The sequence below is a fragment of the Micromonospora sp. WMMD1120 genome (genome assembly GCF_029626235.1).
In the GTDB taxonomy this organism is placed as follows: Bacteria; Actinomycetota; Actinomycetes; order Mycobacteriales; family Micromonosporaceae; genus Micromonospora.
In genome coordinates, this window is sequence record NZ_JARUBO010000005.1 from 5,877,570 (window position 1) to 5,901,851 (window position 24,282).

The 24,282-nt window shown below is 72.5% G+C and carries 27 protein-coding genes; 11 read left to right on the forward strand and 16 right to left on the reverse strand.

Translation table 11 applies throughout. The features are described 5' to 3' along the window. Positions 1-705 precede the first annotated feature (705 nt). The gene (locus O7634_RS27190) at positions 706-1,920 is read left to right on the forward strand and encodes a helix-turn-helix transcriptional regulator (protein ID WP_278152963.1); all 1,215 of its coding nucleotides are present in this window, start codon (positions 706-708) and stop codon (positions 1,918-1,920) included. Between the two features lie 9 nt (positions 1,921-1,929). After that, on the forward strand, positions 1,930-2,466 hold the full coding sequence (locus O7634_RS27195) for a GNAT family N-acetyltransferase (RefSeq protein ID WP_278152964.1): 537 nt from the start codon (positions 1,930-1,932) through the stop codon (positions 2,464-2,466). A 31-nt stretch (positions 2,467-2,497) separates the two neighbouring features. Here the strand turns inward: O7634_RS27195 and O7634_RS27200 are convergent, their stop codons facing one another. Beyond that, the gene (locus O7634_RS27200) at positions 2,498-3,265 is read right to left on the reverse strand and encodes a nucleotidyltransferase domain-containing protein (RefSeq protein WP_278152965.1); all 768 of its coding nucleotides are present in this window, start codon (positions 3,263-3,265) and stop codon (positions 2,498-2,500) included. A gap of 321 nt (positions 3,266-3,586) precedes the next feature. On the opposite strand from O7634_RS27200, the gene O7634_RS27205 reads away from it, so the two are divergent. Beyond that, entirely contained in the window at positions 3,587-5,992 is a 2,406-nt protein-coding gene (locus O7634_RS27205; protein WP_278152966.1) for a ricin-type beta-trefoil lectin domain protein, read from the forward strand. Between the two features lie 33 nt (positions 5,993-6,025). Here O7634_RS27205 and O7634_RS27210 read toward each other — a convergent pair whose 3' ends face one another. Beyond that, positions 6,026-6,427, reverse strand: coding sequence for a hypothetical protein (locus O7634_RS27210; RefSeq protein ID WP_278152967.1), 402 nt, complete (start codon positions 6,425-6,427; stop codon positions 6,026-6,028). A 111-nt stretch (positions 6,428-6,538) separates the two neighbouring features. Continuing rightward, the gene (locus O7634_RS27215; protein WP_278152968.1) at positions 6,539-6,925 is read right to left on the reverse strand and encodes a DUF2267 domain-containing protein; all 387 of its coding nucleotides are present in this window, start codon (positions 6,923-6,925) and stop codon (positions 6,539-6,541) included. A 156-nt stretch (positions 6,926-7,081) separates the two neighbouring features. Here O7634_RS27215 and O7634_RS27220 point away from each other — a divergent pair, with 156 nt between their 5' ends. From O7634_RS27220 to O7634_RS27235, 4 genes are all read left to right on the forward strand, one after another. Continuing rightward, positions 7,082-7,414, forward strand: coding sequence for a nuclear transport factor 2 family protein (locus O7634_RS27220; protein WP_278152969.1), 333 nt, complete (start codon positions 7,082-7,084; stop codon positions 7,412-7,414). A gap of 33 nt (positions 7,415-7,447) precedes the next feature. Continuing rightward, a complete protein-coding gene (locus tag O7634_RS27225; RefSeq protein ID WP_278152970.1) occupies positions 7,448-8,284 on the forward strand; it encodes an oxidoreductase in 837 nt (278 codons plus the stop codon). A gap of 118 nt (positions 8,285-8,402) precedes the next feature. Next, positions 8,403-8,825, forward strand: coding sequence for an ATP-binding protein (locus tag O7634_RS27230; RefSeq protein WP_278152971.1), 423 nt, complete (start codon positions 8,403-8,405; stop codon positions 8,823-8,825). Between the two features lie 94 nt (positions 8,826-8,919). Continuing rightward, complete coding sequence (locus O7634_RS27235) at positions 8,920-9,297, forward strand: nuclear transport factor 2 family protein (protein ID WP_278152972.1); 378 nt, start codon at positions 8,920-8,922, stop codon at positions 9,295-9,297. A gap of 21 nt (positions 9,298-9,318) precedes the next feature. Here O7634_RS27235 and O7634_RS27240 read toward each other — a convergent pair whose 3' ends face one another. Continuing rightward, a complete protein-coding gene (locus O7634_RS27240; RefSeq protein ID WP_278152973.1) occupies positions 9,319-9,801 on the reverse strand; it encodes a molybdenum cofactor biosysynthesis protein in 483 nt (160 codons plus the stop codon). A 103-nt stretch (positions 9,802-9,904) separates the two neighbouring features. On the opposite strand from O7634_RS27240, the gene trpB reads away from it, so the two are divergent. The 3 genes from trpB to O7634_RS27255 are packed head-to-tail and all read left to right on the forward strand — an operon-like array spanning position 9,905 to position 12,597. After that, positions 9,905-11,086 (forward strand): tryptophan synthase subunit beta, encoded by a 1,182-nt coding sequence (trpB, locus tag O7634_RS27245; RefSeq protein ID WP_278152974.1) that lies wholly within the window; start codon positions 9,905-9,907, stop codon positions 11,084-11,086. Continuing rightward, positions 11,083-11,805 (forward strand): tryptophan synthase subunit alpha, encoded by a 723-nt coding sequence (trpA, locus tag O7634_RS27250; protein WP_278152975.1) that lies wholly within the window; start codon positions 11,083-11,085, stop codon positions 11,803-11,805. The genes trpB and trpA overlap by 4 nt, the downstream gene beginning before the upstream one ends. A 60-nt stretch (positions 11,806-11,865) precedes the next feature. After that, positions 11,866-12,597, forward strand: a complete 732-nt coding sequence (locus tag O7634_RS27255; protein ID WP_278152976.1) for a GntR family transcriptional regulator — start codon at positions 11,866-11,868, stop codon at positions 12,595-12,597. An 80-nt stretch (positions 12,598-12,677) separates the two neighbouring features. On the opposite strand, the gene urtE is transcribed toward O7634_RS27255, so the two are convergent. From urtE to O7634_RS27285, 6 genes are all read right to left on the reverse strand, one after another. Beyond that, positions 12,678-13,370 (reverse strand): urea ABC transporter ATP-binding subunit UrtE, encoded by a 693-nt coding sequence (gene urtE, locus O7634_RS27260; protein ID WP_278152977.1) that lies wholly within the window; start codon positions 13,368-13,370, stop codon positions 12,678-12,680. Further along, positions 13,370-14,146, reverse strand: a complete 777-nt coding sequence (gene urtD, locus O7634_RS27265; RefSeq protein WP_278152978.1) for an urea ABC transporter ATP-binding protein UrtD — start codon at positions 14,144-14,146, stop codon at positions 13,370-13,372. The genes urtE and urtD overlap by 1 nt, the downstream gene beginning before the upstream one ends. Beyond that, positions 14,143-15,327, reverse strand: a complete 1,185-nt coding sequence (urtC, locus tag O7634_RS27270; RefSeq protein ID WP_278152979.1) for an urea ABC transporter permease subunit UrtC — start codon at positions 15,325-15,327, stop codon at positions 14,143-14,145. Before urtC ends, urtD begins: the two co-directional genes overlap by 4 nt. Next, complete coding sequence (urtB, locus tag O7634_RS27275) at positions 15,324-16,211, reverse strand: urea ABC transporter permease subunit UrtB (protein ID WP_278152980.1); 888 nt, start codon at positions 16,209-16,211, stop codon at positions 15,324-15,326. The genes urtC and urtB overlap by 4 nt, the downstream gene beginning before the upstream one ends. Positions 16,212-16,287: 76 nt before the next feature. Then, entirely contained in the window at positions 16,288-17,532 is a 1,245-nt protein-coding gene (gene urtA, locus O7634_RS27280; RefSeq protein WP_278152981.1) for an urea ABC transporter substrate-binding protein, read from the reverse strand. Between the two features lie 397 nt (positions 17,533-17,929). Continuing rightward, positions 17,930-19,012 carry a substrate-binding domain-containing protein gene (locus tag O7634_RS27285; protein ID WP_278152982.1) on the reverse strand — a complete coding sequence of 361 codons (1,083 nt, stop codon included), beginning with the start codon at positions 19,010-19,012 and terminating at the stop codon, positions 17,930-17,932. Between the two features lie 96 nt (positions 19,013-19,108). Here O7634_RS27285 and O7634_RS27290 point away from each other — a divergent pair, with 96 nt between their 5' ends. Then, the gene (locus O7634_RS27290) at positions 19,109-19,573 is read left to right on the forward strand and encodes a MarR family winged helix-turn-helix transcriptional regulator (RefSeq protein ID WP_278152983.1); all 465 of its coding nucleotides are present in this window, start codon (positions 19,109-19,111) and stop codon (positions 19,571-19,573) included. Between the two features lie 99 nt (positions 19,574-19,672). Here O7634_RS27290 and O7634_RS27295 read toward each other — a convergent pair whose 3' ends face one another. The 6 genes from O7634_RS27295 to O7634_RS27320 are packed head-to-tail and all read right to left on the reverse strand — an operon-like array spanning position 19,673 to position 24,172. After that, positions 19,673-20,395, reverse strand: a complete 723-nt coding sequence (locus O7634_RS27295) for an urease accessory protein UreD (protein WP_278152984.1) — start codon at positions 20,393-20,395, stop codon at positions 19,673-19,675. Beyond that, positions 20,395-21,165, reverse strand: coding sequence for an urease accessory protein UreG (ureG, locus tag O7634_RS27300; protein WP_347404290.1), 771 nt, complete (start codon positions 21,163-21,165; stop codon positions 20,395-20,397). Before ureG ends, O7634_RS27295 begins: the two co-directional genes overlap by 1 nt. Next, a complete protein-coding gene (locus O7634_RS27305) occupies positions 21,155-21,838 on the reverse strand; it encodes an urease accessory UreF family protein (RefSeq protein WP_278152985.1) in 684 nt (227 codons plus the stop codon). Before O7634_RS27305 ends, ureG begins: the two co-directional genes overlap by 11 nt. Then, positions 21,838-23,541 (reverse strand): urease subunit alpha, encoded by a 1,704-nt coding sequence (locus O7634_RS27310; RefSeq protein WP_278152986.1) that lies wholly within the window; start codon positions 23,539-23,541, stop codon positions 21,838-21,840. The genes O7634_RS27305 and O7634_RS27310 overlap by 1 nt, the downstream gene beginning before the upstream one ends. After that, complete coding sequence (locus tag O7634_RS27315; RefSeq protein WP_347404292.1) at positions 23,538-23,873, reverse strand: urease subunit beta; 336 nt, start codon at positions 23,871-23,873, stop codon at positions 23,538-23,540. Before O7634_RS27315 ends, O7634_RS27310 begins: the two co-directional genes overlap by 4 nt. Then, positions 23,870-24,172, reverse strand: a complete 303-nt coding sequence (locus O7634_RS27320; RefSeq protein ID WP_278152987.1) for an urease subunit gamma — start codon at positions 24,170-24,172, stop codon at positions 23,870-23,872. The genes O7634_RS27315 and O7634_RS27320 overlap by 4 nt, the downstream gene beginning before the upstream one ends. Positions 24,173-24,282: the final 110 nt, after the last annotated feature.

Sequence of the window (24,282 nt, forward strand, 5' to 3'; positions counted from 1 at the left end):
GGGGTGCTTCCGCCGGGCCCAGGTCACAAAGCGGTCGAACAACTCGCGTGGGTTGATCTGGTGGAGATCCTGGCTTGCCTCATGGAACAGGGCGGCGAGATAGGTGGTCAGTCCGGACAGGTCACCCTCGAACTCGGTCTTCAGCAGCAGTCTGGCGTCCGGGCAGGGCCACTGCTGGCCGTCAGCCCGGCAACACCAATTCGGGCGCAGTGGAGTGTGCGTCTCGCCGCTACCTCCCCGGCCAGCCCGAGATGGTGTTGGCCGCGCCGCGCTCATCTCTGACCAGCCAGGTTCAGGCGGATCGCCGAGTCGAGCACCTCGTGCTCGAAACAGAACCCTGTTCCGCAGTCTGGGGGATCCTGCCCCCGGCACACATGCCCCCTGACCCACACCCGACCGCTGATCGTGCCTCGGGTGGTGGCCATGACGATGACCACCTCATCCCGCCGAGCAGGCACCGTGGGCTCGCAGAACCACTCTCCGGCAAGGAGGAAGAGTTTTGTTCCGGCGGCAACTTCACAATCGGCATTCACGGTCACCGGCTTCCCGACCCAACCCATGACTGCGCACCTTCCTGGCCGTGACCCGCCACGCAGGTCCGGGTCGGCGGCAGATCGATCGATATGGGTAGCGTGGCCGCTACCCTCGGGGTTGTGGCAGCCGTGAGCAGTGGGCCCACACAGCAACCCACAGGCCGGGGGCGCGATGCGAGATCTCGGAGAAACACTCAGGCAGCACCGCAGGGCCGCCGGCCTGTCGCTACGGAGACTCGCCGAGTTGACGGCGTACGACTTCGGCTACCTCGGACAGATCGAACGCGGCGACCGCCCCGCCACCGCCGCGGTGGTGGTCGCCTACGACCGGGCGCTGTCCGCCGGCGGTGCACTGGAGACGGCATTCCAGACCAGGCATGAAGGCGACAGGGACGTGCGCAGACGGTCCGTGCTCCAGGCGATGGGTACGCTCGCCGCGGCGCCCACTACCGATCGGCTCGTGGATTGGGAGGCACTGCGGCACGGGCTCGGCACCGCCGTCGGTGTCGGCGTCGACGAGTGGGCCGAGATAGTTACGGACTACGGACGTGGCTACTACCGTCACCCGCGCGATCAACTCATGGCCCAACTCGGACGGGATCTGCGTCTGCTGCAGCTCCAGATCGCCACCGACGCCGACCGTCGTTCCCTGTTGCTTCGTGCCGCCGCCCGCCTGTCAGTGGTGGTAGCGCTGAGCCTGAACGCGTGCGGTCAGGTCGTGCTGGCCGGCAGGTGGCGGGCGAGCGCACGGCGGGCCGCCGACGAGTCCGGCGACGCGGAGACACGGGTGCTCACCGGCGCGTGGGACGTGGTCAACGGTTGCTACGACGGTCGATCACCGGCGGCGGTGATAGCGCGCGCTGACCAACTGTTGCCGCTGGCCAACGGCAAACCCTCGGCAGCGACGTGTGGGCTGCTGGCAGGCCGAGCGCAGGCACTGTCGCTCGCCGGCCGGCACACCGAGGCGGTGGCGTCGGTGCGCGCTTTGGCGGACAAGGTGGACGCTCTGTCCGCCTCGGTCACCGCTGATGTGGAGTCGCTGTGGGCCTGGCCAGAGCACCGGCTGCGGCATACGGAGTCATGGGTTTACGCGCACGCCGGGCAGCGGCGGGCCGCCGAGGCCGCACAGCAGCGCGCCCTCGAGCTGTACCCGCCATCGCAGCAGCGGTTACGCGCACAGGTGCGGCTACACCAGGCTGCGGCGTTGTGTCGTGATGGGCACATCCCCGAGGGATTGCACCTCGCTGCTGACCTGCTCGACCAGCTACCCGCCGACCAACATAACGAGCTCGTGCGGGCGGTCGCCCGGCAGGTCGTCGCCGCCGTACCTCCCATCGAGCGATACCGCGCGGTCTACGGTGAGCTGGTGGAACGTGTACGCGAATAGCATTCCGGTATGGAGGTGTTCTACACCGTCAGCCACGGCCACGACGCGGCCAGCTTCTTCGATCCGTTGGTCGACCTCTACGCACGTGTCTACGTCGAACCGCCGTACGAGGAGCACAGCGACCAATTCTCACGCTTCCGGGACCGCCTGCCCGACGAGGCTGATCGACCCGGGTTCACCCTCGTCACCGCGACAGTGGACTCGACCCTGGCAGGTGCCGCTTACGGATGGACGATGCCGGCCGGTGACTGGTGGTCCCGGGCGGACGGCGACCCGCCGATCGAAATCCGTGCGGCGGTCAAGCTGGCCGTGATGGAGTGGATCGTCCATCCGCATCGGCGCGGCGCGGGAGTCGGCGCGGGACTGATGCGCCGGCTGCTCGCCGATCGATCGGAACGGTACGCCACGCTCGCCTCGGACCCCCGATCCTCCGCGCGGCAGGTGTATGCCCGGAACGGGTGGCGACAGGTCGGCACGTCAGTCCTCCCGTGGGGTCCGCCCATGGACCTCCTCGTCCTCGACCTCCGGCCGGAACGGGCCCGCTGATCACCGCCGCGACAAGCGTGGGCCTTTTCGGCTAGCCGGCGATCTCGTCGCGTACCCGTCGCTGGAAGGCGCGGGCCTCGGCCCCGCTCGGCGGTGGCCCGCCGTGCCGCGCGGCGACCGCCCGACGGACCACGTCGGTCCGCTCGCCCGCGTCGAGCAGCCGCTGGCCGGCCGCCACCTTCGCGAGCCACACGCCGTCGCGGTGCCGGACCAGGGACCGGCAGGCGCCGAGCACCGCGTCCTCGGCGCCGGGGGCGGGCTGGTCGCCCGGCGGGGTCGGCAGGGCCAGCCACCAGGTCAGCGCCTCGACGAGCAGCCGGCGCAGGTCGGCCGGGGCGAGGTCGGCGAAGACCTCCCCGGCCGGGGGGCCGAGCAGCGACAGCCCGCTCTGGTGCAGGATGCTGCGGTCCAGCCCGTACCAGAAGAGGCCGTCGGCGGCGGGTCGCCCGGCGGGGTCGAGGGTGCGCCGGAACGGCATCGCGGCCCCGGTGTTCAGCTCCACCTCGAAGCCGGGCTCCGGGGTGCCGGAGGCGGCGACGGCCCGGTCGTAGGCGACCAGCTCCAGGCCCCGCGCCGGGCAGGGCAGCGCCTCGTGTCGCAGCCGCGCCACCAGCGCCCTCTTGGTGTCCCCGGTGAGCGGCCCGGCGCTGACCAGTGCCACGTCCACGTCGCTGCGGCCGGGCTGGTACGCGCCGAGCCCCACCGAGCCGGCCGCGTACGCGCCGACCAGGTCGTCGCCGAGCACGTCCCGGGCGGTGGTGACCAGGTCGTCGAGGTAACGCTGGAGATCACGATCCACAGGCCCATGGTGGCGTGCCGGCGGCGGCGCCCCGACGCGGGGTCGGCCCGGCCGGGCGGTGCAGCGTCGCCAACCGTGGACCGCCGCAGCCGGCATTCCACGCGTACCGCCGCGAACTTTCGCACGTTCATTGAGAACTTTTGATGCATCGAGGCGAAGCCATGGACAGCGGCATCGAAACGGCTTAATGTCTCGACCCATCCACCCGATGTTTCCGCAACGTCACTCGTCGGCGTCGAGGACGTTACGGGGCCGGGGCCGACGGCCCGCACCGCCTCACCGCGCCGGCCGTCGGACACTCCACTGCCTCCTGGAGGAACGATGGGCACACGCCTGCAACGCCGACTCCGTCCACCCGCGCTGGGCGCGTTGGCGCTCGCCCTCACCGCCGGCCTCTGGGCCGCCCCGGCCGCCGCCGCCCCCGCCCAGGAACCGGGCGTCACGCTGCGCGTCTTCGACGTGCAGGTGCCGCTCTCCGAACTCTGCACGCTCAAGCCCGCGCAGACCCCGAACGTGGACCGGCTGATGTCCACCATCAACTGGACCTCGGCGGCCGACTTCGGCTTCGAGGACAACTTCGTCTCGCAGGTGCTCGGCAACATCACCACCACCCAGGCCGGCAGCTACACGTTCCGGCTCAGCAGCGACGACGGGTCGAAGCTGACGATCGGCAACACCGTGGTGATCAACCACGACGGGCTGCACGGCGCGACCCCGCCCAAGGAGGGCACCGTCACGCTCACCGCCGGCCTGCACCCGCTGCGCATCGACCACTTCGAGCGGGGCGGCGAGCAGCAGATCACCCTCGAATGGAAGACGCCCGGCTCGTCGTCCTTCGTTGTCGTCCCCAACTCCGCGCTGAGCACCGACGCGGGCGTGGTCCGGGTGACCGCGCCGGGCCGCAAGGAGTGCGAGGGCGTCTCCGACACCCCCGGTGACGGCCTGCCGCTGAACGGTGTGCACCCCGGCTACACGCTGACCAACCTGCGGCCCAGCGGCTTCCAGCCGAAGGTCACCGGAATGGACTGGCTGGCCGACGGCCGGCTGGTCATCAGCACCTGGGGTGGCAGCGACCAGTCCGGCACCTCGCAGGACGGCGAGGTGTGGATCCTCGGCAACACCGGCGGCGCGACCAGCCCGGGGACCGTGACCACCAAGAAGATCGCCGGCGGTCTGAAGGAGCCGATGGGGCTCAAGGTCGTGGACGGGGTGGTCTACGTCTCGGAGAAGCAGCGGTTGACCCGACTGGTCAACACCGGCGGCGACGAGGTGGCCGAGCGGCTGGAAACCGTCGCCACCTGGCCGTACGGCGGCAACTTCCACGAGTTCGCGTTCGGCCTGCTCTACGCCGACGGATTCTTCTACCTGAACCTGTCGGTGTCGATCAACTCCGGCGGCGCGACCACCAACCCGCAGCCCGCCACGAACCGGGGCACCACCCTCAAAATCAACAAGGACACCGGCGCGGTCACCTACGTCGCCGGTGGCCTGCGCACCCCGCACGGCATCGGCTGGGGCCCGGAGAACGGCATCTTCGTCACCGACAACCAGGGCGGCTGGCTGCCGTCGTCGAAGTTGCTGCACGTCAAGCAGGGCCGCTTCTTCAACCACTACACCAACCCGGCCGGCCCGTTCGACACCGCCCCGGTCACCCCGCCGGTGCTCTGGATGCCGCAGAACGAGATCGCCAACTCGCCCAGCACGCCGCTCTACCTGACCAGCGGCCGGTACGCCGGCCAGTTCGTCATCGGCGACGTGACCTACGGCGGCCTGCAACGGGCCTCGGTGGAGAAGGTCAACGGCGAGTACCAGGGCGCCCTGTTCCGGCTCACCCAGGGCCTGGAGGCGGGCGTCTCGGAGGTCAACATCGGCCCGGACGGCGCGATCTACGTCGGTGGGCTCGGCGCGGGCGGCAACTGGGGGCAGAGCGGCAAGCTGTCGTACGGCCTGCAGAAGCTGGCCCCGAACAGCACCACCGCGTTCGAGATGCTCGCGATGCGGGCCACCACCACCGGCTTCGAGGTCGAGTACACCCAGCCCGTCTCGGCGGAGACCGCCGCCGAGCTGGCCGCGCGCTACAAGATCAAGCAGTGGCGGTACGTGGCCACCTCGGCCTACGGCGGGCCGAAGATCGACGAGGAGACCCTGACCGTCACCTCGGCCACCCTCTCCTCGGACGGCAAGAAGGTCACCCTCGTGGTGCCCGGTCGCAAGGCCGGCCGGGTGGTCCACCTGCGCTCGCCGCGCCCGTTCAGCTCCACCAGCGGCCAGTCGCTGTGGAGCACCGAGGCGTGGTACACGCTCAACTCGATCCCGGGCAGCCCTCCGCCCCCGGCCGGCGGCACCATCACCGGCGTCGGCGGCAAGTGCCTGGACGTCGACAACTCCGGCACCGCCGACGGTACGAAGATCCAGCTCTACACCTGCAACGGGACCGCCGCCCAGTTGTGGACCCGGGTCGGCGACACGTACCGGGTGCTGGGCAAGTGCCTGGACGTGGACAACGGCGGCACCGCCAACGGCACCAAGGTGCAGCTCTGGACGTGCAACGGCACCGGCGCGCAGGTCTGGCAGCCGCAGAGCGACGGCTCGATCCGTAACCCGCAGTCCGGCAAGATCCTGGAGGCCGCGGGTGGCGCCACCGCCAACGGCACCCAGATCCAACTCGGCACGTACTCGGGCGGCGCCCACCAGAAGTGGACGGTCAGCGCCGGTGTGACCGGCTGACGTCGACGTGCGGGGCGCGGTCCGACGATTCGGTCAGGCCGCGCCCCGACCCGCCCGGCGCAGCTCGCCGGCGAGCACCGCGTAGAACGCCAGCGCCCCGGCGAGCACTCCGGTCACCGCGATGACGAACCCGCGATCGACGCCGCTCGGCGCCGACGCGACACCGACCATCAGCGCGACGAGCGCGGCCAGCCCCATCAGCAGGCGCGCCGCGTCCTCCAGCCGGCGGGACCGGCGTCGGGCCGCGAGCAGGACCGCCGACGTGCCCAGCGCGCCTCCGACGCCGACGATCGCCCAGGTCAGCGCGAATCCGGGGCTCGGCCCGTCGAGGGTGGTCCCGCCGACGTACGCCAGCAGGCCGAACGCCACGACCAGCAGGCCGCCGCGCAGCAGGGTCCGCCGTCCGGACCCACCATCCGGGGTACGCGTCACCACCGTGGCACCTCCACCGTCGGGCGGCCCTGCTCGCCGTGGCCGCTACCGCCAGTAGACCGACACTCGGGGGCGGCGCGCCAGCGACCGAACGGCCATCGACGGCGGCGCCGGTCAGGGGCCGTGCGGCAGCGGCTGCGCCAGCGCCCGCAGGTCCGCCGGGAGCTGGGCCAGCGCCTCCTCGAACTCCCGGTGCCCGACCACCCGGTGCAATGTCTGGAGCACCGCGCGAACGCCCCGCTCGGCGGCCGGACGGTCGACGTTGGCGCGGTCGGCCACCCGGCGCAGGAACTCGTCGTACCCGAACGCCTCCGGCGGCTCGGCGGCCTTGGTGAGCAGCGGGCTCAGCTCCTCGGCCAGGTGGGGCGCCAGGGCGCTCGCCTCGCCGCCGCTGAGCCGTTCGGTGAGGGTCCGCAGGACCGCCTCGGCCAGCGGGCGTGCCTGCTCGGGCGGGATGCCCGCCCGTGCCGCAACCTTGTCGACGAACGCCAGCTCGGCCATGCCCCCGCCCTTCGGTTTCGGAGACGCGTGGCTACCCGGGCCCACCGGCGGCAAACACCGGTGGGCGTTCTGCCTGTTGCGGCGCGCCGTTCCGCCCCCTTCTCGTACGGTGGGGTCGGACCGGGAAGCCCTGCCCCGCGCCGCCGAAGGAGCACCATGACGGTCGACCTGCCCGACGTGATCGACAGGTACTTCCGTGCCGTCAACGACCGGGACCTGGACGCGTTCGTCGCCTGCTTCGCGGACACCGCGAGCGTGGCCGACGAGGACCGGCTGTACGACGGACGGGCCTCGATCCGGGCGTGGCGGCAGAAGACGCAGGAGTCGTACGCGTACAGCGCGGAGGCGGTGCAGGTCACCCCGCAGGCGGGCGACTCGTATCTGGTCCGCACCCGGGTGTCCGGCGACTTCCCGGGCAGCCCGATCGAGCTGCGGTACCGGTTCACGCTGCGCGACGACCTGATCGGCGCCCTGGACATCCGTCAGTAGGGGCGACCGCCGCTACCACCCGGGAGGGATCACGTGCCGCGAGTCTGGCTCATCACCGGTTGTTCCCGCGGCCTCGGCCGTGCGCTCGCCGAGGCCGTGCTGGCCGACGGCGACCAGTTGGTCGCCACCGCCCGCGACCCGGCCCGGCTCGACGACCTGGTGGACAGGCACGGCGAGCAGGTCCGGACGATCGCCCTGGACGTCACCGACCCGGCCGCCGGTCGGGCGGCGGTGGACATCGCGGTGGACACGTTCGGCAGCCTGGACGTCCTGGTCAACAACGCCGGGTACGCCGACGTCGCCTCGATCGAGGACATGCCCGAGGACGTCTTCCGCGCGCAGGTCGAGGCCAACTTCTTCGGGGTGGTCAACCTGTCCCGCGCCGCCCTGCCGGTCATGCGGGAGCAGGGGCGCGGGCACATCCTCCAGATCTCCAGCGTCGGCAGCCGGGTCGCCAGCGTCGGCCTGGGCGCGTACCAGGCGGCGAAGTGGGCGGTGAGCGGCTTCTCCGGGGTGCTCGCCCGGGAGGTGGCCGGGTTCGGCATCCGGATCACCAGCGTCGAGCCCGGCGGGCTGCGCACCGACTGGGCCGGCTCGTCGATGAGCATGTTGCCGATCAGCGAGCCGTACCAGCCGGTCATCGATCCGGCCGTGCGACGCCTGCGCGAGACCAGCGGGAACCAGCCCGGCGATCCGGCCAGGGCCGCCCAGGCGATCATCCGGATCACCCGGGTGGACGACCCGCCGCTGCGCCTGTTGCTCGGCGCCGACGCCGTGGCCGCCGCCTCGGCGGCCGCCGAGACCCTCGCCTCGTCCGACGCGCGGTGGCGGGAGCTGAGCGAGTCCATCGTCTTCGACACGTCCTCCTGACCGGCGAGGCGCTGTCGGGCCGGCTCGCCGCCGATCGACCCCGAACGGACGAGACAGTCGAGGGGCCGGTGGGTGACATGATGGGGCGGCAACAGCGACGAGGAGGTTCCCCGGCCCAATGGCGCACTTCGAGGGACGGGAGGCCGTGGTCGAGCAGAGTGCGCCCACTCGTGCGACGGACACCATGACGTACCGGGTGGCCACCGACGTGCGGGCGCTGCGCGCGTTCGTCAGCGCCGGGGCGCTGGAACGGGGCCTGTCGGCCGAACGGGTCGAGCTGCTGACGCTGGCGGTCAGCGAGCTGGCCACCAACACCCTGCAACACACCACCGGCGGCGGCCGGGTGCGGCTCTGGGCCGAGTCGGGGCAGCTCTACTGCGACGTCGTCGACCAGGGGCCGACGCGGTCGCTGGGCCGGAGCATGCCGTCCGCCGACGCGGTACGCGGCCGCGGGCTGGCGATCGTCGAGCAGATCTGTGACGACGTCGCCGTGCTGGCCAGCCCCGGCGAGACGGTCGTCCGGATCCGTCTGAGCCTGTGACGCGGCGGCGATCCGCACCCGTGCGGAGCACGACGGCTGCCACAATGTCGACAGGCCGGCCCGCCGGGCGCGACCCGAGCGGGAGGACGGTGCGATGCCGGACAGCGCACGCGAGGCGGAGCTGCTCGACGCCGAGCGCACCCTCCAGGCGGCACAGCGGGCCGGCGACGTCGACGCCCTCGACCAGTTGCTCGTCGACGAGCTGATCGCCGTCGGTCCGGACGGCCGGACGTACACCAAGCAGGACGACCTGGCCGCGTACCGGGACGGCCGCTCGGTGGTGCGGGAGCTGGTCGAGGAGGAGCTGAGCCTGCTGGTCGCCGGGGAGGCCGGAGTGACCTTCTTCGTGGGCCGGGTGTCCGGCGTGTTCGAGGGCGCGCCGTTCACGGCGCGGCTGCGCTACACCCGCACCTGGGTGCACGACGACCCGCACGGCTGGCGGGTCCTGGCCGCGCACATCAGTCCGGTCTGACCGCCACCCGCGCGGCCGGCGTCAGGCGGACACCCGTTCGACGCTGACCGCGAGCGGGCCGACCCGCAGGGTGCCGTCGGTGAGCGGCGTGCACCGGATGCCGCCGGTGGTCCGCAGCGCCTTCCAGGCTCCCGGGCCGACGGTGACGTCCATCCAGGCGCACGGTCGGGCCGCCCGGTTGACCCGCAGGCTGACCGGGCCGTCGCCGGAGTCCAGCACCAGCACCCTGCCGATCAGCTCGTCCACGGCGATCCCCTTGGTGAGGATGTTGCGGCGGACCTCCGCCAGGCCGATGCCGGCCGGCAGCGACTCCTGGGCGATCACGGTGACGCTGGCGTCGCGGTGCGCCTGCTGGCCGAAGTACCGGTCGCCGACGATGCCGAGGCCCGCCCGGACGCGGACCACGTCGACCAGCTCACCCGGCGGAGCGGGCGCCGGACCGTCGGCGGGCCGGCCCAGGAAACGGTGTACGGGCGAGGCCAGCAGCTCGACGATCTCCGGCATGGCAGGAATTGTACGAAGTGGGTGGGTGCCGCGGAGCGGGAAGACGGACGACCCGGCGCGTCCGCTGTTGCCATGGCGCACCCCGCTGTTCTATAACAGTGGCATGAGTTCTATAACAGTACGACCTGTGGACACTCCCGGACGGTTCGGCGGCTACGGCGGGCGGTACGTGCCGGAATCCCTGGTCCCCGCCTGCGAGGCGGTCGCCGGGGCCTTCGCCCAGGCGTGGGCCGATCCCGGGTTCCGCGCCGGCTTCGCCGCGCTGCTGTCGGCGCACGTGGGACGACCGACCCCGCTGACACCGGCCCGGCGACTCTCGGCCGAACTCGGCGTGACGGTGCTGCTCAAGCGGGAGGACCTGACCCACACCGGCTCACATAAGATCAACAATGTGCTCGGTCAGGCGTTGCTGGCCCGGCGGATGGGGCGTACCCGCCTGATCGCCGAGACCGGAGCCGGCATGCACGGCGTCGCGACGGCGACGGCCGGCGCCCTGCTCGGGTTGCCGGTGACGGTGTTCATGGGCGAACGCGACATGGAACGCCAGGCGCAGAACGTCTTCCGGATGCGGTTGCTGGGCGCCGAGATCGTCGCGGTGAGCACCGGCAGCCGCACCTTGAAGGACGCCACCAGCGAGGCCCTGCGCCACTGGGTGACCGACGTCGACGAGGCGTACTACTGCGTGGGCTCGGTGATCGGCCCGCACCCCTATCCGACGATGGTCCGCGAGTTCCAGCGGGTCATCGGCGACGAGGCCCGGCGGCAGTGCGCCGCGGAACTGCCCGCCGCCGTCCCCGACCACGTGGTCGCCTGCGTCGGCGGCGGCAGCAACGCGGCGGGCACCTTCGCCGGGTTCGTCGACACGCCCGCGCAGCTCGTCGGGGTGGAGGCCGAGGGCGGCTCCGGCGCCGCGAACGGGCAGCTCGGCGTGCTGCACGGCTTCCAGTCGCTGTTCCTGCAGGACGAGCACGGGCAGGTCAGGGAGGCGCACTCGATCGCGGCCGGGCTGGACTACCCCGGCGTCGGCCCCGAGCACGCGTACCTGCGCGACCTGGGGCGGGCCCGGTACGTCACCGTCTCCGACGGGGAGGCGATCGCGGCAGCGGTCCGGCTCGCGCGGACGGAGGGCGTGCTGCCCGCCATCGAGTCGGCCCACGCGCTCGCCTGGGTCGTCCGCGCCGCCGGCACGCCGGAGCTGCCCACCGATTCGACGGTGCTCGTCACCCTCTCCGGGCGCGGCGACAAGGACGTCACCACCCTGATCGCGGAGGCGGACCTCGGATGAAGCTGCTCATGCCCTACCTCACCGGCGGGATCGTGCCCGGCTGGACGGCATTTCTCAGCGCCTTCGAGCAGGCCGGAGCCGACCTCGTCGAGATCGGCCTGCCGTTCTCCGACCCGACGGTGGACGGTCCCACCATCCAGCGGTCCTCGGACGCGGCCCTCGCCCGGGGCACCACGCCCACCTCGGTCCTGGCGGACCTCGCCGACGTGCGCGTCGGCATCCCCCTCGTCGCCAGCACGTACGCCAACATCGCCCTGCGGCCCGGGTTCGGCGACGCGCTGACGGCGGCCGGGGTGACCGGGCTGATCGTGCCCGACCTGCCTCTGGACGAGCTGGCCGGCCTGGACGTGCCGGGCGTCCGGGTGAGCCTGCTCGCCTCGCCCGCCACGCCGGACGACCGGCTCGCCGAGATCGGTCGGCGCAGCCAGGGTTTCGTGTACGCCGTCTCGATCATGGGCACGACCGGCGAGCGCGACCGGCTCGCGCCCTCGGCAGCCACCCTGGCCGCCCGGCTCAAGCAGGTCACCGACCTACCGGTGCTGGTGGGCTTCGGCATCTCCACCCCGCGGCAGGCGGCCGAGGCGGCGGCGGTCGCCGACGGCGTCATCGTCGGCGCGGCCGTCATGCGGCGCATCCTCGCCGGGGCGGGTCCGGCCGAGGTCGGCGCGTTCGTGGCGTCGCTGCGGGCCGCGCTCTGCGCGGTGGCTCCCGTGCGATGATCGGCGGTGCCCGTCGACGACGGGTGCGGCAGTCGACGCGTCGGGAGGCGAGGCAGACCAGTGGCACGCTACCGGGCCATCGCCGCCGACCTCGCCGCCAAGATCCGCGACGGACACTACGCGCCGGGCGCGGCGCTGCCCGCGCAACGCGAGCTGAGCACCGCGTACGGCGTCACCCTGATGACGCTGCGGCAGGCCCTGCGCGAGCTGAGCGCCGAGGGGCTGATCGTCCAGCGGCCCGGCAAGGGCACCTTCGTCGCGCCGTCCCACGCCGCGTACCAGCTCGGGTCGCTGCGCAGCTTCGACGACGACCTGCGCGAGCAGGGCCACCAGGTGCACACCACGGTGGTCTCCCGCGCGCAACGCCGGCTGCCCGCGGGTGTCGCGGCCCGGCTGCGGGTCCGCGAGGACGAGACGGGCCTGCGCCTCGAGCGGGTCCGCACGTTCGCCGGCCGCCGCGCCATCCACCAGATCTCCTGGGTACGCGAGCCGCACGCGCGCCGGCTACACGACGTGGACTTCACCGGCACCTCGTTGTACGCGGCCCTGGCCGACCTCGGCGTGGTGGTGGCCCGAGCGGCGGAGACGATCCGACCTGAGGTGTTGGGCGCTGACCTGGCCCGGCATCTGGACGAGGCCGAGGGAGCGCCGGTGCTGATCAGCGACCGGATCACCTACGCGCCCGACGGGACGGCCCTGGTGACGGACCGGGCGACGATGGTGGGCAGCCTGCTGCAGATCACCGCCGACCGGGCCGCCACCGGACTGTCCCTGCACTACGCGGCCGTCTAGCGCGGAACCCGGCCACCTCGACGAGGTCGTCCGGCTGATCCGTGACCTCCTCGGTCGCGTCCAGCCCTGACCCGCCGGGCTCAGACCGCCAGGGCCGCCCGGACCTCCTGCTCGGCGGTCACGCCGCCGTCGCCGTGCGAGGTGACGCGACCGGACTCCAGCACGTGGTAACGGTCGGCCACCCGCAGCGCGAAGCCCAGGTGCTGCTCCACGAGCAGCACGCTGAAACCGGCCTGCCGGGTCAGCTCGACGATCCGCTCCTGGATCTCCGCGACCACCGACGGCTGGATGCCCTCGGTGGGCTCGTCGAGCATCAGCAGCCGCGGCCGGGTGATCAGCGCGCGGGCGATGGCCAACTGTTGGCGTTGCCCGCCGGACAGCAGGCCGGCCCGCCGCCGCAGCAGCGGGCGCAGCGCCGGGAACAGGTCCAGCGCCTCCGCCGTGGCCACCGCCCCGTCGCGCCGGCCGTCGGCCACCAGCCGCAGGTTCTCCGCGGCGGTCAGGTGCGGAAAGCACTGCTGGCCCTGCGGCACGTACGCCATGCCCCGGGCCACCCGCTCGTGCGGCCCGAGCCGGGTGACGTCCTCGCCGTCCAGCTCCACCGTTCCGGCGCTCGGCCGCAGCAGCCCGGCCGCGACCCGCAGCAGCGTGCTCTTGCCGGCGCCGTTGTGCCCGAGCACCGTGGCCACCCCGTCGGGCGGTACGGCGAGGTCGACCCCGTGCAGCACCCGGGAGCGCCCGTATCCGGCGTGCACGCCGCGCAGCGTCAGCATCACGCCTCCGAACCGGTGCGGGCCGACCCGGCGTCGACCGGGTGGCCGAGATAGACCTCCTGCACGCGCGGGTCCGCCTGGACCTGGGCCACTGTCCCCTCACTGAGCACCCGTCCGGCGTGCAGCACGGTGACGCTGCGCGCGAAGCGGCGCAGGAAGTCCATGTCGTGCTCGATCACCACCACCGTGCGGTCCCGGCTGACCGTCTCCAGCAGCGCGCCGGTGGCGTCGCGTTCCTCGTGACTCATCCCGGCGACCGGCTCGTCGAGCAGCAGCAGTCGCGCGTCCTGCACCAGCAACATGCCGATCTCCAACCACTGTTTCTGGCCGTGGGAGAGCGTCCCGGCGAGGTGTTCGGCCCGCCCGGTCAGCCCGATGGTCTCCAGCGCGGCGGCGACCTCGTCCGGCACGCCGCGCCGGCGTCGGGCCAGGGTGAGCCAGCTCCGCCGGGCGCCCGCCGCGATGTCGAGGTTCTGCAACACCGACAGCTCCTCGAAGATGGTCGAGGTCTGGAAGGTCCGCCCGACACCCAACCGGCTGATCCGGTGCACCGGTCGGCCCAGCAGCTCGTGGTCACCGAACCGGACCGAACCGCTGGCCCGGACCAGGCCGGTGATCGCGTCGACGAGGGTGGTCTTGCCGGCCCCGTTCGGCCCGATCAGGAACCGGATGTCACCGGCGGGCACCTCCAGCGAGACGCCGTCGACGGCGGTGAAGCCGTCGAAGCTGACCCGCACGTCGCGGACGGACAACCCGTCCAGCCGCTCGTCGCTCATGCCGTCGTCACCTCCCGCTCGGCGCGTCGTCGACGCGGCGGTGACCACCACCGCCGCGCTGGTGCGTCGCTGCCGTCACGGCGGCGGGCCAGCGCCCACAGCGACGCCAGGCCGCCGGGCAGGAACGCCACCACCACCACGAACAGCAACCCCTGAAGGTACGTCCAGGTGCCCGGGAACCGTTCGGAGAGCGCGGTACGCGCCCAGGCCACCGCCACCGCGCCGAGCACCGGGCCGAGCAGTGTGGCCCGGCCGCCCACCGCGACCCCGATGACGAACTCGATCGACGGGACGATGCCGATCAGCGCGGGCGAGATGATGCCCACCGCCGGCACGAACAGCGCCCCGGCCAGCCCGGCCATGCCCGCCGCGACCACGTACGCCACCAGCTTGACCGTCGCCGGGTCGTAGCCGAGGAAGCGGACCCGCTCCTCACCGTCGCGGACCGCCACCAGCAGTTCGCCGTAGCGGCTCTGGATGAGCTGGCGGGTGAGCGCGAGCAACGCCAGCAGGGTGCCGGCGATGATGAAGTACACCATCCGCTGGTTGACCGGGTCGTCCAGGTCGTAGCCGAAGAAGCCCTTGATGTCGGTGAGCCCGTTGGTGCCGCCCGTGGTGCCCTGCTGGCCGATCAGCAGGATCACCATCGCGGCGGCGAGCGCCTGACTGAGGATGGCGAAGTACGCGCCGCGCACCCGGCGACGGAAGACCAACGAGCCGAGCCCGAAGGCGACGGCCATCGGCAGCAACACCGTCGCGGGCAGCGCGAACCAGGGGCTGGCGAACGGTCGCCACCACACCGGCAGCTCGTCGAGTTGCCCGTACAGTTGCATGAAGTCGGGCATCCCACCCGGGCCCGCGTCGGCCAGCTTGAGGTGCATGGCCATCGCGTAGCCACCGAGACCGAAGAAGACGCCCTGGCCGAGGGTGAGCATCCCGCCCCGCCCCCAGGCGATCCCGATGCCGACGGCGACCATGGCGACGCAGAGATACTTCGCGAGCAGGGAGAGCCGGAAGTCCGACAGCACCAGCGGGGCGACGGCGAACAGCAGCGCCGCGCCGAACGCGAAGCCGGCGAGCGTCCGCAGCCGGGAGCGGTCACCGGATCGACGAGGTGGCTCGGCGTCGGCTGTCGTCGCGCTGGCGGCGGCGCGGGGCGGCGCGGGGGTGACGGCGGTCATGCGAGGCTCCTGGTCCGCAGGGTGAACAGGCCCTGGGGTCGCCACTGGAGGAACGCGACGATCGCCACGAACACGATCACCTTGGCGACGCTGAGGGTGGTCAGGTACTCCCCGGTGGCCTGGAGCACGCCGAGGGCGAAGGCGACGATCACACTGCCCTTGAGCTGGCCGATCCCGCCGACCACGACGACCAGGAAGGCGTCGATGATCAGGTTGGTGCCCATCGTCGGGCCGATCGGTCCGAGCAGGGTGAGCGCCACCCCGGCGAGCCCGGCCAGGCCGGAGCCGATGAAGAAGGTCGTCCGGTCGACCCGGGCGGTGGCGATGCCGGACACCGCGGCGAGGTCGCGGTTCTGCACCACCGCGCGGATGCGCCGCCCGAGCGGGGTGAGCCGCAACGCCAGGGTCAGCGCGGCGACGGCGGCCAGCGCCAGGGCCAGAATGAACAGCCGGTTGGTGGCGATGGTCAGCCCGCCGGGCAGCGCCACGTTCCCGGTCAGCACCTCCGGCGCGCGGGTCTGCACGTTCGGGCTGCCGAAGATGTCCCGGGCCAGTTGCTGGAGCATCAGCGACACGCCCCAGGTGACCAGCAGGGTGTCCAGCGGCCGGGCGTAGAGCCGGCGGATGAGCAGCATCTCCAGCAGCACGCCCATCGTGCCGGCGACCACGAACGCCACCGGCAACGCCACCAGCAGTGACACGCCGGCCCCGGTGATGCCCTGTTGCAGGACGTAGGTGGTGTACGCGCCGGCCATGATGAACTCACCGTGCGCCATGTTGATCACGTTCATCTGGCCGAAGGTCAGCGCGAGGCCGAGCGCGATGAGCAGCAGCACCGCGCCGATGCTGATGCCGGTGAAGAGTTGACCGAAGAGGACTGTCACTGTGGGTACTCCGAACTGCTGGTCGGGTGGCCCGGGCGGGGGCGCGTCGTCGCGCTGACCGCCCGGGCCGGCGTCGTCAGCTCAGGCCGCTCGCCCACGGGTAGGTCTTGAGGAACGGGTCCGGCGCGACCGGCTGGCCGGAGTTCCAGACCTCGGTGATCAGGCCGTCCGCGCCGATCTTGCCGATCCGGGCGGTCTTGGCGATGTGCTGGGTCTTGCCGTCCACGGTGACCAGGCCCTCCGGCGCTTCGAAGGTGATCCCGTCCGAGGCGGCGCGGACCTTCTCCACGTCGAAGGCGCCGGCCTTCTCGACCATCGCCTTCCACAGGTAGACACCGACGTACGCGGCCTCCATCGGGTCGCTCGTCGGCTTGTCCGCGCCGTACTTCGCCTTGTACGCGGCCACGAACTTCGAGTTCGCCGCGCCCGGCGTGGTCTGGTAGTAGTTCCAGGCGGTCAGCTGGCCCTCCAGGTACTGGGTGCCGATGCCCTTGACCTCCTCCTCGGCGATCGACACCGACACCACCGGCATCGCGGCGGCGGTCAGGCCGGCGGACTTGTACTCCTTGAAGAAGGCCACGTTGCTGTCCCCGTTGAGGGTGTTGAACACCGCGGCGGCGCCGGACGACTTGACCTTGTTGACGATCGTGCCGAACTCGGTGGAGCCGAGCGGGGCGTAGTCCTCCCCCGAAACGGTCATCCCGTTCGCCGCCGCGTACGCCTTGATGATTTTGTTGGCCGTGCGCGGGAAGACATAGTCGCTGCCGACCAGGTAGACCGACTTCACGCCCTTGGACTTGAGGTAGTCGAGACCGGGAACGATCTGCTGGTTCGTCGTCGCCCCGGTGTAGAAGATGTAGGGCGACTGCTCCAGACCCTCGTACTGCACCGGGTAGAACAGCAGCGCCTTGTTCTTCTCGAACACCGGCTTGACCGCCTTGCGGCTGGCCGACGTCCAGCAGCCGAAGACGGCGGCGACCCGGTCCTCGGAGATGAGCTTCTCGGCCTTCTCGGCGAAGGTGGGCCAGTCCGAGGCGCCGTCCTCACCCACCGGCTGGATCTTCTTGCCGAGGACGCCGCCCGCGGCGTTGATCTCCTCGACGGCGAGCATGATGGCGTCGCGGACGGTGACCTCGCTGATCGCCATGGTGCCGGAGAGCGAGTTGAGCAGGCCGATCTTGACGGTGTCGCCGGAGACGTCAGCGGTGACGCCGGACGCGTTCGACGCGTCGGTGGTCTTGCTGCCGCACGCGGTCATCGCGGCCACGGCGACCACTGTCATGGCACCCGCCAGGATGCGGCGGCCCCGGAATAGTGACATCTAATCTCCCTGCGATGCGCTCAAGTGGCGAGAGGACGGTCGGTGCGGTCCGGTGGAGCTGAGGTGACGGTGCCGCAGTCGACGGGTGGACGCCGACCGCGGCACCGGAACTGTTCTGGGCAGGGAAAGCGTTGACCGACATGATTGCGCGCGTGTTTCCCGGCCCTTAATTGACTGTTTCCCGCGCCGCCCAATGGACACCCGCCACAATGGCCGGCAACGTCCACCCATGACGTTGCCGGCCAGCGCAAACTCGGGGATAAAAATGGCACCACAATGGTCGGCGAGCAGATTCCGCCGTCGGTGGGCGCAGATTCGCGGCATCCGACTCCCGGTCAGATGCTTCACGCAGGAAGCATCTTAGGCTCGGCGCGGGCGGGGCTGTCAAGCTCCCGCGTCAGAGTTGGGCGAGCACGTGGAAGTCGAGCCCGTCGGCCTCGGCCAGATAGATGCGCTGCCGTACGTGCCGCTGCCGCAACCCCAACCGCCCGCGCGGCCCGTGGTAGGCCACCGTGTCCGCTGCCGTCTCGATCGCCCGCACGTCGAGGGTGCGGGCCCGACCGATCAGGGCGGCGAGCAGCATGACGCCCTCGTAGCAGGACTCCCCCAGGCTGCCCAACGGCGGCGCCTCCACCCCGAAGCGCCCCGCGAACTCACCGTGGAAGTCGAGATTCTCCTGGGTCACCAGGCCGGCGAAGAAACCCGCCGTGCTGTAGAGCCGCCCTGTCGCGCCGGCACCGCTGGCCAGCAGCATGTTCTCGTCCATCAGGGTGCTCAGCCGCAGACACCGCACGTCCAGACCGGACCGGGCGAACGCCCTGTTGAACCGGACCGCGTCCGCCCCGACGAGCAGCATCAGCACCGCGTCGGCGTCGCTGTGCTCGATGCGGCGCAGCACCTCCCGGAAGTCGTGCGCGTCCAACGGCAGGAAGTGCCGGCCCACCACCTGACCGCCCGCGCGCAGCGCGTACCGCTGGGCCGCGCGCGCCGTCCGCCTCGGCCAGACGTAGTCGTTGCCGACCACGAACCAGCGGCGCACCCCCTGCTCCCCGGCGAGCAGCCGCATCGCGGGCCACAACTGGGCGTCCGGGGTCTCGCTGGTCAGGAACACCCCCTCGGTACGCTCACCGCCCTCGTAGAGCGCGGTGTAGACGTACGGCACCCGGTGCGCGACGCGGGGTGCGAGCGCCTGGCGCACCGAGGAGATGTGCCACCCCGTCACCCCCTGCACGGCCCCCACCGACACCAACGCCTCGACCTCGGCGGCCACCTCGGCCGGCGGCGCGCCACCGTCGACCGGCACCAACCGCACCTCCCGGCCCAGCACGCCGCCACCGCGGTTGATCTCCTCGACCGCGAGTTGGGCACACAGCTCGCAGGTGGGGCCGAACATGCCGGCCGGCCCCCGCATCGGGTAGACCAGCGCGACGCTGACCACATCGGGGTCGACGGTCAGCCACGGCGATGCCGGCGCGGACATGAGCACATGATTGCCGGGCCCCGGGCGGAAGACCAGCACTCCCCACGGACCGGGACGACTCGGTACCATGACCGGGCCACCGGCCCAGGGAGTCCCATGTCAGACGTGCCCGGGGCGTCAGCCGACCTGCTGCGCTCGCTCACCCGCGCCGAACGGCTGCTCTCCCGCCGGGTGGGCGCCGTCCTCGCCGAGGACGCGCTGACCGTCGAGGCGTGGCGGGTGCTCTGCCTGCTCGCCGACGGTCAGGGTCACCCGATGAGCGAGGTGTCCACGGAGGCGTCCCTGCCGCCGGGCACCCTCACCAAACTGGTCGACCAGCTCGTCGACCGCAATCTCGTCTACCGTCGGATCGACCCGGTGGACCGGCGCCGGATCCGGGCGTACCTGACCGCCCGGGGCCGCCGCGAGCACGCCCGTCTCGACGAGCGGGTCCGGGCCAGCCTCGCCGAGTGGGGCGCGCTGCCGGTGGCCGAGCTGATCGACCAGCTCGACGACCTGACGGGCCGCCTCGACCCGACCCGCCAGCGGCAGCAACCCGCCTCGACCGCCCCACACCGCTGACCGCCCAGCCGGCGACGGCGGTCGGCGCAGAGGGACCGGCCTCGGACGAACCCGTCAGCCGGAGGCTGTCGAAACTGCCGGCAGGACCAGGGCACACCCCTAGACCGTGAGGTGGGTGCGCAGGGTGTGGCCGTCCGGGGCGGTGGCGGTCCAGAGCGTCGCTGGGCCACCGGCGAGCGGCAGCCCGGCGACCGCGCCGTCGGCCCGCACCACCGCCGGTCGCACCGGTCGGGACGGGTCCACCACCAGCAGCGAGCCGGTGGCCGTGGCGCCCCCGAGCACCGCCGGGCCGGCCCAGCCGGGCGCCCGCGGTCCGACCGCCAACGACTGGCGCAGCAGCGGCCGGTCCGCGTAGTCGACCTGGGTGTGCACCACGGCCCCGCCCGGCGCCTCGCCGTACCGGCCGCAGACCAGCTCGTCGCGCCAGCGCAGGCTGGCCCCGGCCGCCAAATCGATCCGGGACTCGGCGAGGTGCGCGCAGCCGGCCGCCGCCACCAGCTGTTCGGGCTGCCAGTCCAGCCTGGCCTCGGCGTGCACCACGGCCCGCACCGCCATCCGGGACACCGCGCCCGGCCGGCCTGGCAGGGCGATCGAGGCGGCGACGCTGCGCACCCGCACCGCCGCGCCGGGGCCCACCTCGATCTCCAGCCGCAGGTCGTCCCCGGCGAGCGGGCCGGCCGCCCCGCCGACGAGGTGCACGGTGGCGACACCGTCCTCGACGGGGGTCTGCCGCAGCAGGAGCGGCGTCTCGCCGGACAACTCGACCAGCGTGGTGCCGCCCCGGCCGTCGCTGCGGGCGACCAGCCGGGCGCGTGCCCGCATCAGGCGGAGCCGGCCGGGGCGGCGAGCGGGTGCCGGGCGGCGTGGTGGGCCAACTCGTGCCGGACCCAGTCGGCGACCCGGCTCGCCAACGGGTCGCCCACGATGGACAGGAACAGCGTCGGGAGGTCGCCCCGGCGGGCCCGCGCGTCCCGCTCCATCACGGAGAGGTCGGCGCCCACCAGCGGGGCGAGGTCGGTCTTGTTGATGACGAGCAGGTCGGCGGAGGTCACCCCGGGCCCACCCTTGCGCGGCACCTTGTCCCCGCCCGCCACGTCGACGACGAAGATCTGCCGGTCGACGAGCCCTCGACTGAAGGTCGCGGTCAGGTTGTCCCCACCGCTCTCCACGAGGACCAGGTCCAACGGGCCGACCGCCTCGGCCAGCTCGTCGACGGCGTCCAGGTTGGCGCCGATGTCGTCGCGGATCGCGGTGTGCGGGCAGCAGCCGGTCTCCACCGCGCGGATCCGGGCCGGGTCCAGCACCCCGGCCCGGCGGAGGAAGTCGGCGTCCTCGGTCGTGTAGATGTCGTTCGTCACCACGCCGAGCCGCAGCTCGTCGGCGAAGGCCCGGCAGAGCGCGGCCACCAGGGCGGTCTTGCCGGAGCCGACCGGGCCGCCGATGCCGACCCGCAGGGCACGACCGGCGGGCGCCAACGGGGGATGTGGGTCCACCCCCGGCTCCGGGTGGGTGTGCGGAACCGTCTCGTCGTGCGGTGGGGCGATCGGGTCGACGGCGGGCACAGCGCTCGGCACAACGGTGTCAGGACGCAAAGAGACGCACCTCCCAGGTGGCATGGACTTCGGCATGGATGTCGGCGAGCGGAGCGGCGGCGGCCGGCAGCCGCTCCGGTGGGTCGTCGGCGGCCCGCGCCGCGTCGGCGGCGGTGCCGTCGCAGGCGTCGGCGAGGCCGACCAGCAGGGCCTGGACCCGGTACGGGTCGAGGCCGAGCAGACGTACTCCGGCGCTGGCCGCCCCGGTCACCGTCCCGTACGCGGCGACCGTCGCGGTCTCGACGCGGGACAGCCCGGCGGCGGCGCAGAGCAACCCGAGCACCAGGGGCTGGTGTGGACCGGCGGTGTTCGCGGGCAGATCACCGAACGGGGCGACCGGCCAGATGCTCCGGCCGGCGCGCAGCAGCGCCCGCCCCTGCCGACGGGAGACCGTCCGCAGGGCGGGTGCCGCGGTACGCGCGTCCAGCTCCGCGTCGAGCCGGGCGAGCACGTCCGCGCGGGCGCTGGACCCGGCCGCCCGGTGCGCGGCCGCCGCGAACGCCGCGCCGACCAGACCGGCGGTGGCCAAACGCCCGGTCAGGAACGCCTCCAACGAGGCGAGGTCGGTGACCCTGCCGGCGGCGACGGCCGCTTCCAGACCTCCGGAGTGCGCGTGCGCCCCGGCCGGGAAGCGTCCGTCGGCCACCAGCAGCAACAGGCTCGGCGTGACCATCAGAACAGGAAGTACCGCTGGGCCATCGGCAGCCGGGTCACCGGGTCCGGCTCGACCACCACACCGTCGATCCGCACGGTGAAGGTGTCCGGGTCCACCTCGATGCGGGGCATGGCGTTGTTCTCCGGCAGGTCGGCCTTACCCCGGGAGCGCACGTCACGCACCGGCACCACCTGGCGGCGTACGTCCAGGCGGAGCCCGGCGTCCAGGGCCGCCGGGGCCACGAAGGCCAGGCTGGTGGCGGCCGCGGCGACGCCGTACGCCCCGAACATCGGTCGCGGCAGCATCGGCTGCGGCGTCGGGATGGACGCGTTGGCGTCACCCATCTGGGCGTACGCGATCATGCCGCCCTTGAGCACCAGATGCGGCCGTACGCCGAAGAACGCCGGGTCCCAGAGCACCAGGTCGGCGAGCTTGCCCGGCTCGACCGAGCCGATGTGGTGCTCCAACCCGTTGGCCATGGCCGCGCAGATGGTGTACTTCGCCACGTACCGTCGGGCCCGGTGGTTGTCGGCGGCCCCGTCACCCGGCAGCGCGCCGACCCGGTCCTTCATCACGTGCGCGCTCTGCCAGGTGCGCAGGATGACCTCACCGACCCGGCCCATCGCCTGCGCGTCCGAGCCGATGATGGAGATCGCGCCGAGGTCGTGCAGCAGGTCCTCGGCGGCCATCGTGGACGGTCGGATGCGGCTCTCGGCGAAGGCGAGGTCCTCCGGCACGGACGGGTTGAGGTGGTGGCAGACCATCAGCATGTCCAGGTGCTCGGCGAGCGTGTTCGCCGTGTACGGCCGGGTCGGGTTGGTCGACGACGGCAGCACGTTCGGCTCGCCGGCGACGGTGATGATGTCCGGCGCGTGCCCGCCGCCGGCCCCCTCGGTGTGGTACGAGTGGATCGCCCGACCACCGATCGCGCGCAGCGTGTCGGCCACGAAACCGGCCTCGTTGAGGGTGTCGGTGTGGATCGACACCTGCACCCCGGACTCGTCGGCCACCCGCAGGCAGGCGTCGATCGCCGCCGGCGTGGTGCCCCAGTCCTCGTGCAGCTTGAAGCCACCCGCGCCGGCCCGCAACTGCTCCCAGAGCGCCTCGGTGGAGACGGTGTTGCCCTTGCCGAGCAGCAGCACGTTGACCGGCATGGTGTCCAGCGCCTCGTGCATCCGGGCCAGGTGCCAGGCGTTCGGGGTGACAGTGGTCGCCCGGGTGCCCTCGGCCGGCCCGGTGCCGCCGCCCACCAGCGTGGTGATGCCGCTGGCCAGCGCCTCGGTGACGATCTCGGGGCAGATGAAGTGCACGTGGGTGTCCACCGCGCCGGCGGTGAGGATCCGCCCGTTGCCCGCGATCACCTCGGTCGCCGGGCCGATGACCAGGTCGGGATGGACGCCGGGCATGGTGTCCGGGTTGCCGGCCCGGCCCAGCGCCACGATCCGGCCGTCGCGCAACCCCACGTCGGCCTTGATGACACCCCAGTGGTCCAGCACCACGGCGCCGGTGATGACGGTGTCCAGCGCGCCCTCGGCGCGGGTGGTACGGGCCTGGCCCATCGACTCGCGGATCACCTTGCCGCCGCCGAAGACCGCCTCGTCGCCGCCCACGCAGTGGTCGGTCTCCACCTCGATCAGCAGGTTGGTGTCGGCCAGTCTGATCCGGTCGCCGGTGGTGGGGCCGTACAGGTCGATGTAGCGGTCCCGCCGCACCGCGCTCACCGTGGCGGCCCGTCGGTCGTCGGGGTGTCCAGCGGCCCGGCGCACTCGCCGCGCAGACCGGGGACGACGCGCGCGCCGCCCAGCGGGACGAGGTCGACGCTGCGGCTGATGCCCGGCTCGAAACGGACCGAGGTGCCCGCCGGTACGGCGAGGCGCTGCCCCCAGGCGGCACCCCGGTCGAAGGAGAGCGCCGGGTTGGACTCGGCGAAGTGGTAGTGCGAGCCCACCTGGACCGGGCGGTCGGCGGTGTTGACCACGAGCAGCGTGGTCACCGGACGCCCCACGTTGATCTCGACCGGCCCGGCCGCCGGCAGGATCTCCCCCGGGATCACGGGATCGGGTGGTGCACAGTCACCAGCTTGGTGCCGTCCGGGAACGTCGCCTCCACCTGCACCTCCCTCAGCAGCTCGGGAATGCCGTCCTGGACGTCGTCGCGGCCGAGGACCGTCCGGCCGGCCGACATCAGGTCGACCACCGACCGGCCGTCGCGGGCCCCTTCGAGCAGGAACGCGGTGAGCACCGCCACGGCTTCGGGATAGTTGAGACGCAGGCCGCGTTGGCGGCGGGCGCGGGCGACATCGGCCGCGACGTGGATGAGCAGGCGGTCCTGCTCGTGCGGGCTGAGGAACACGGGCTCTCCCGGTGGGGGTCGGCGTGGCCGGCTCGCCGTCGGCTCCGCGCGGAGCCGCACCGGGCGGCAACGCCCGGGGACGAGCTGGAGGTCACACGACCGCCGGGACG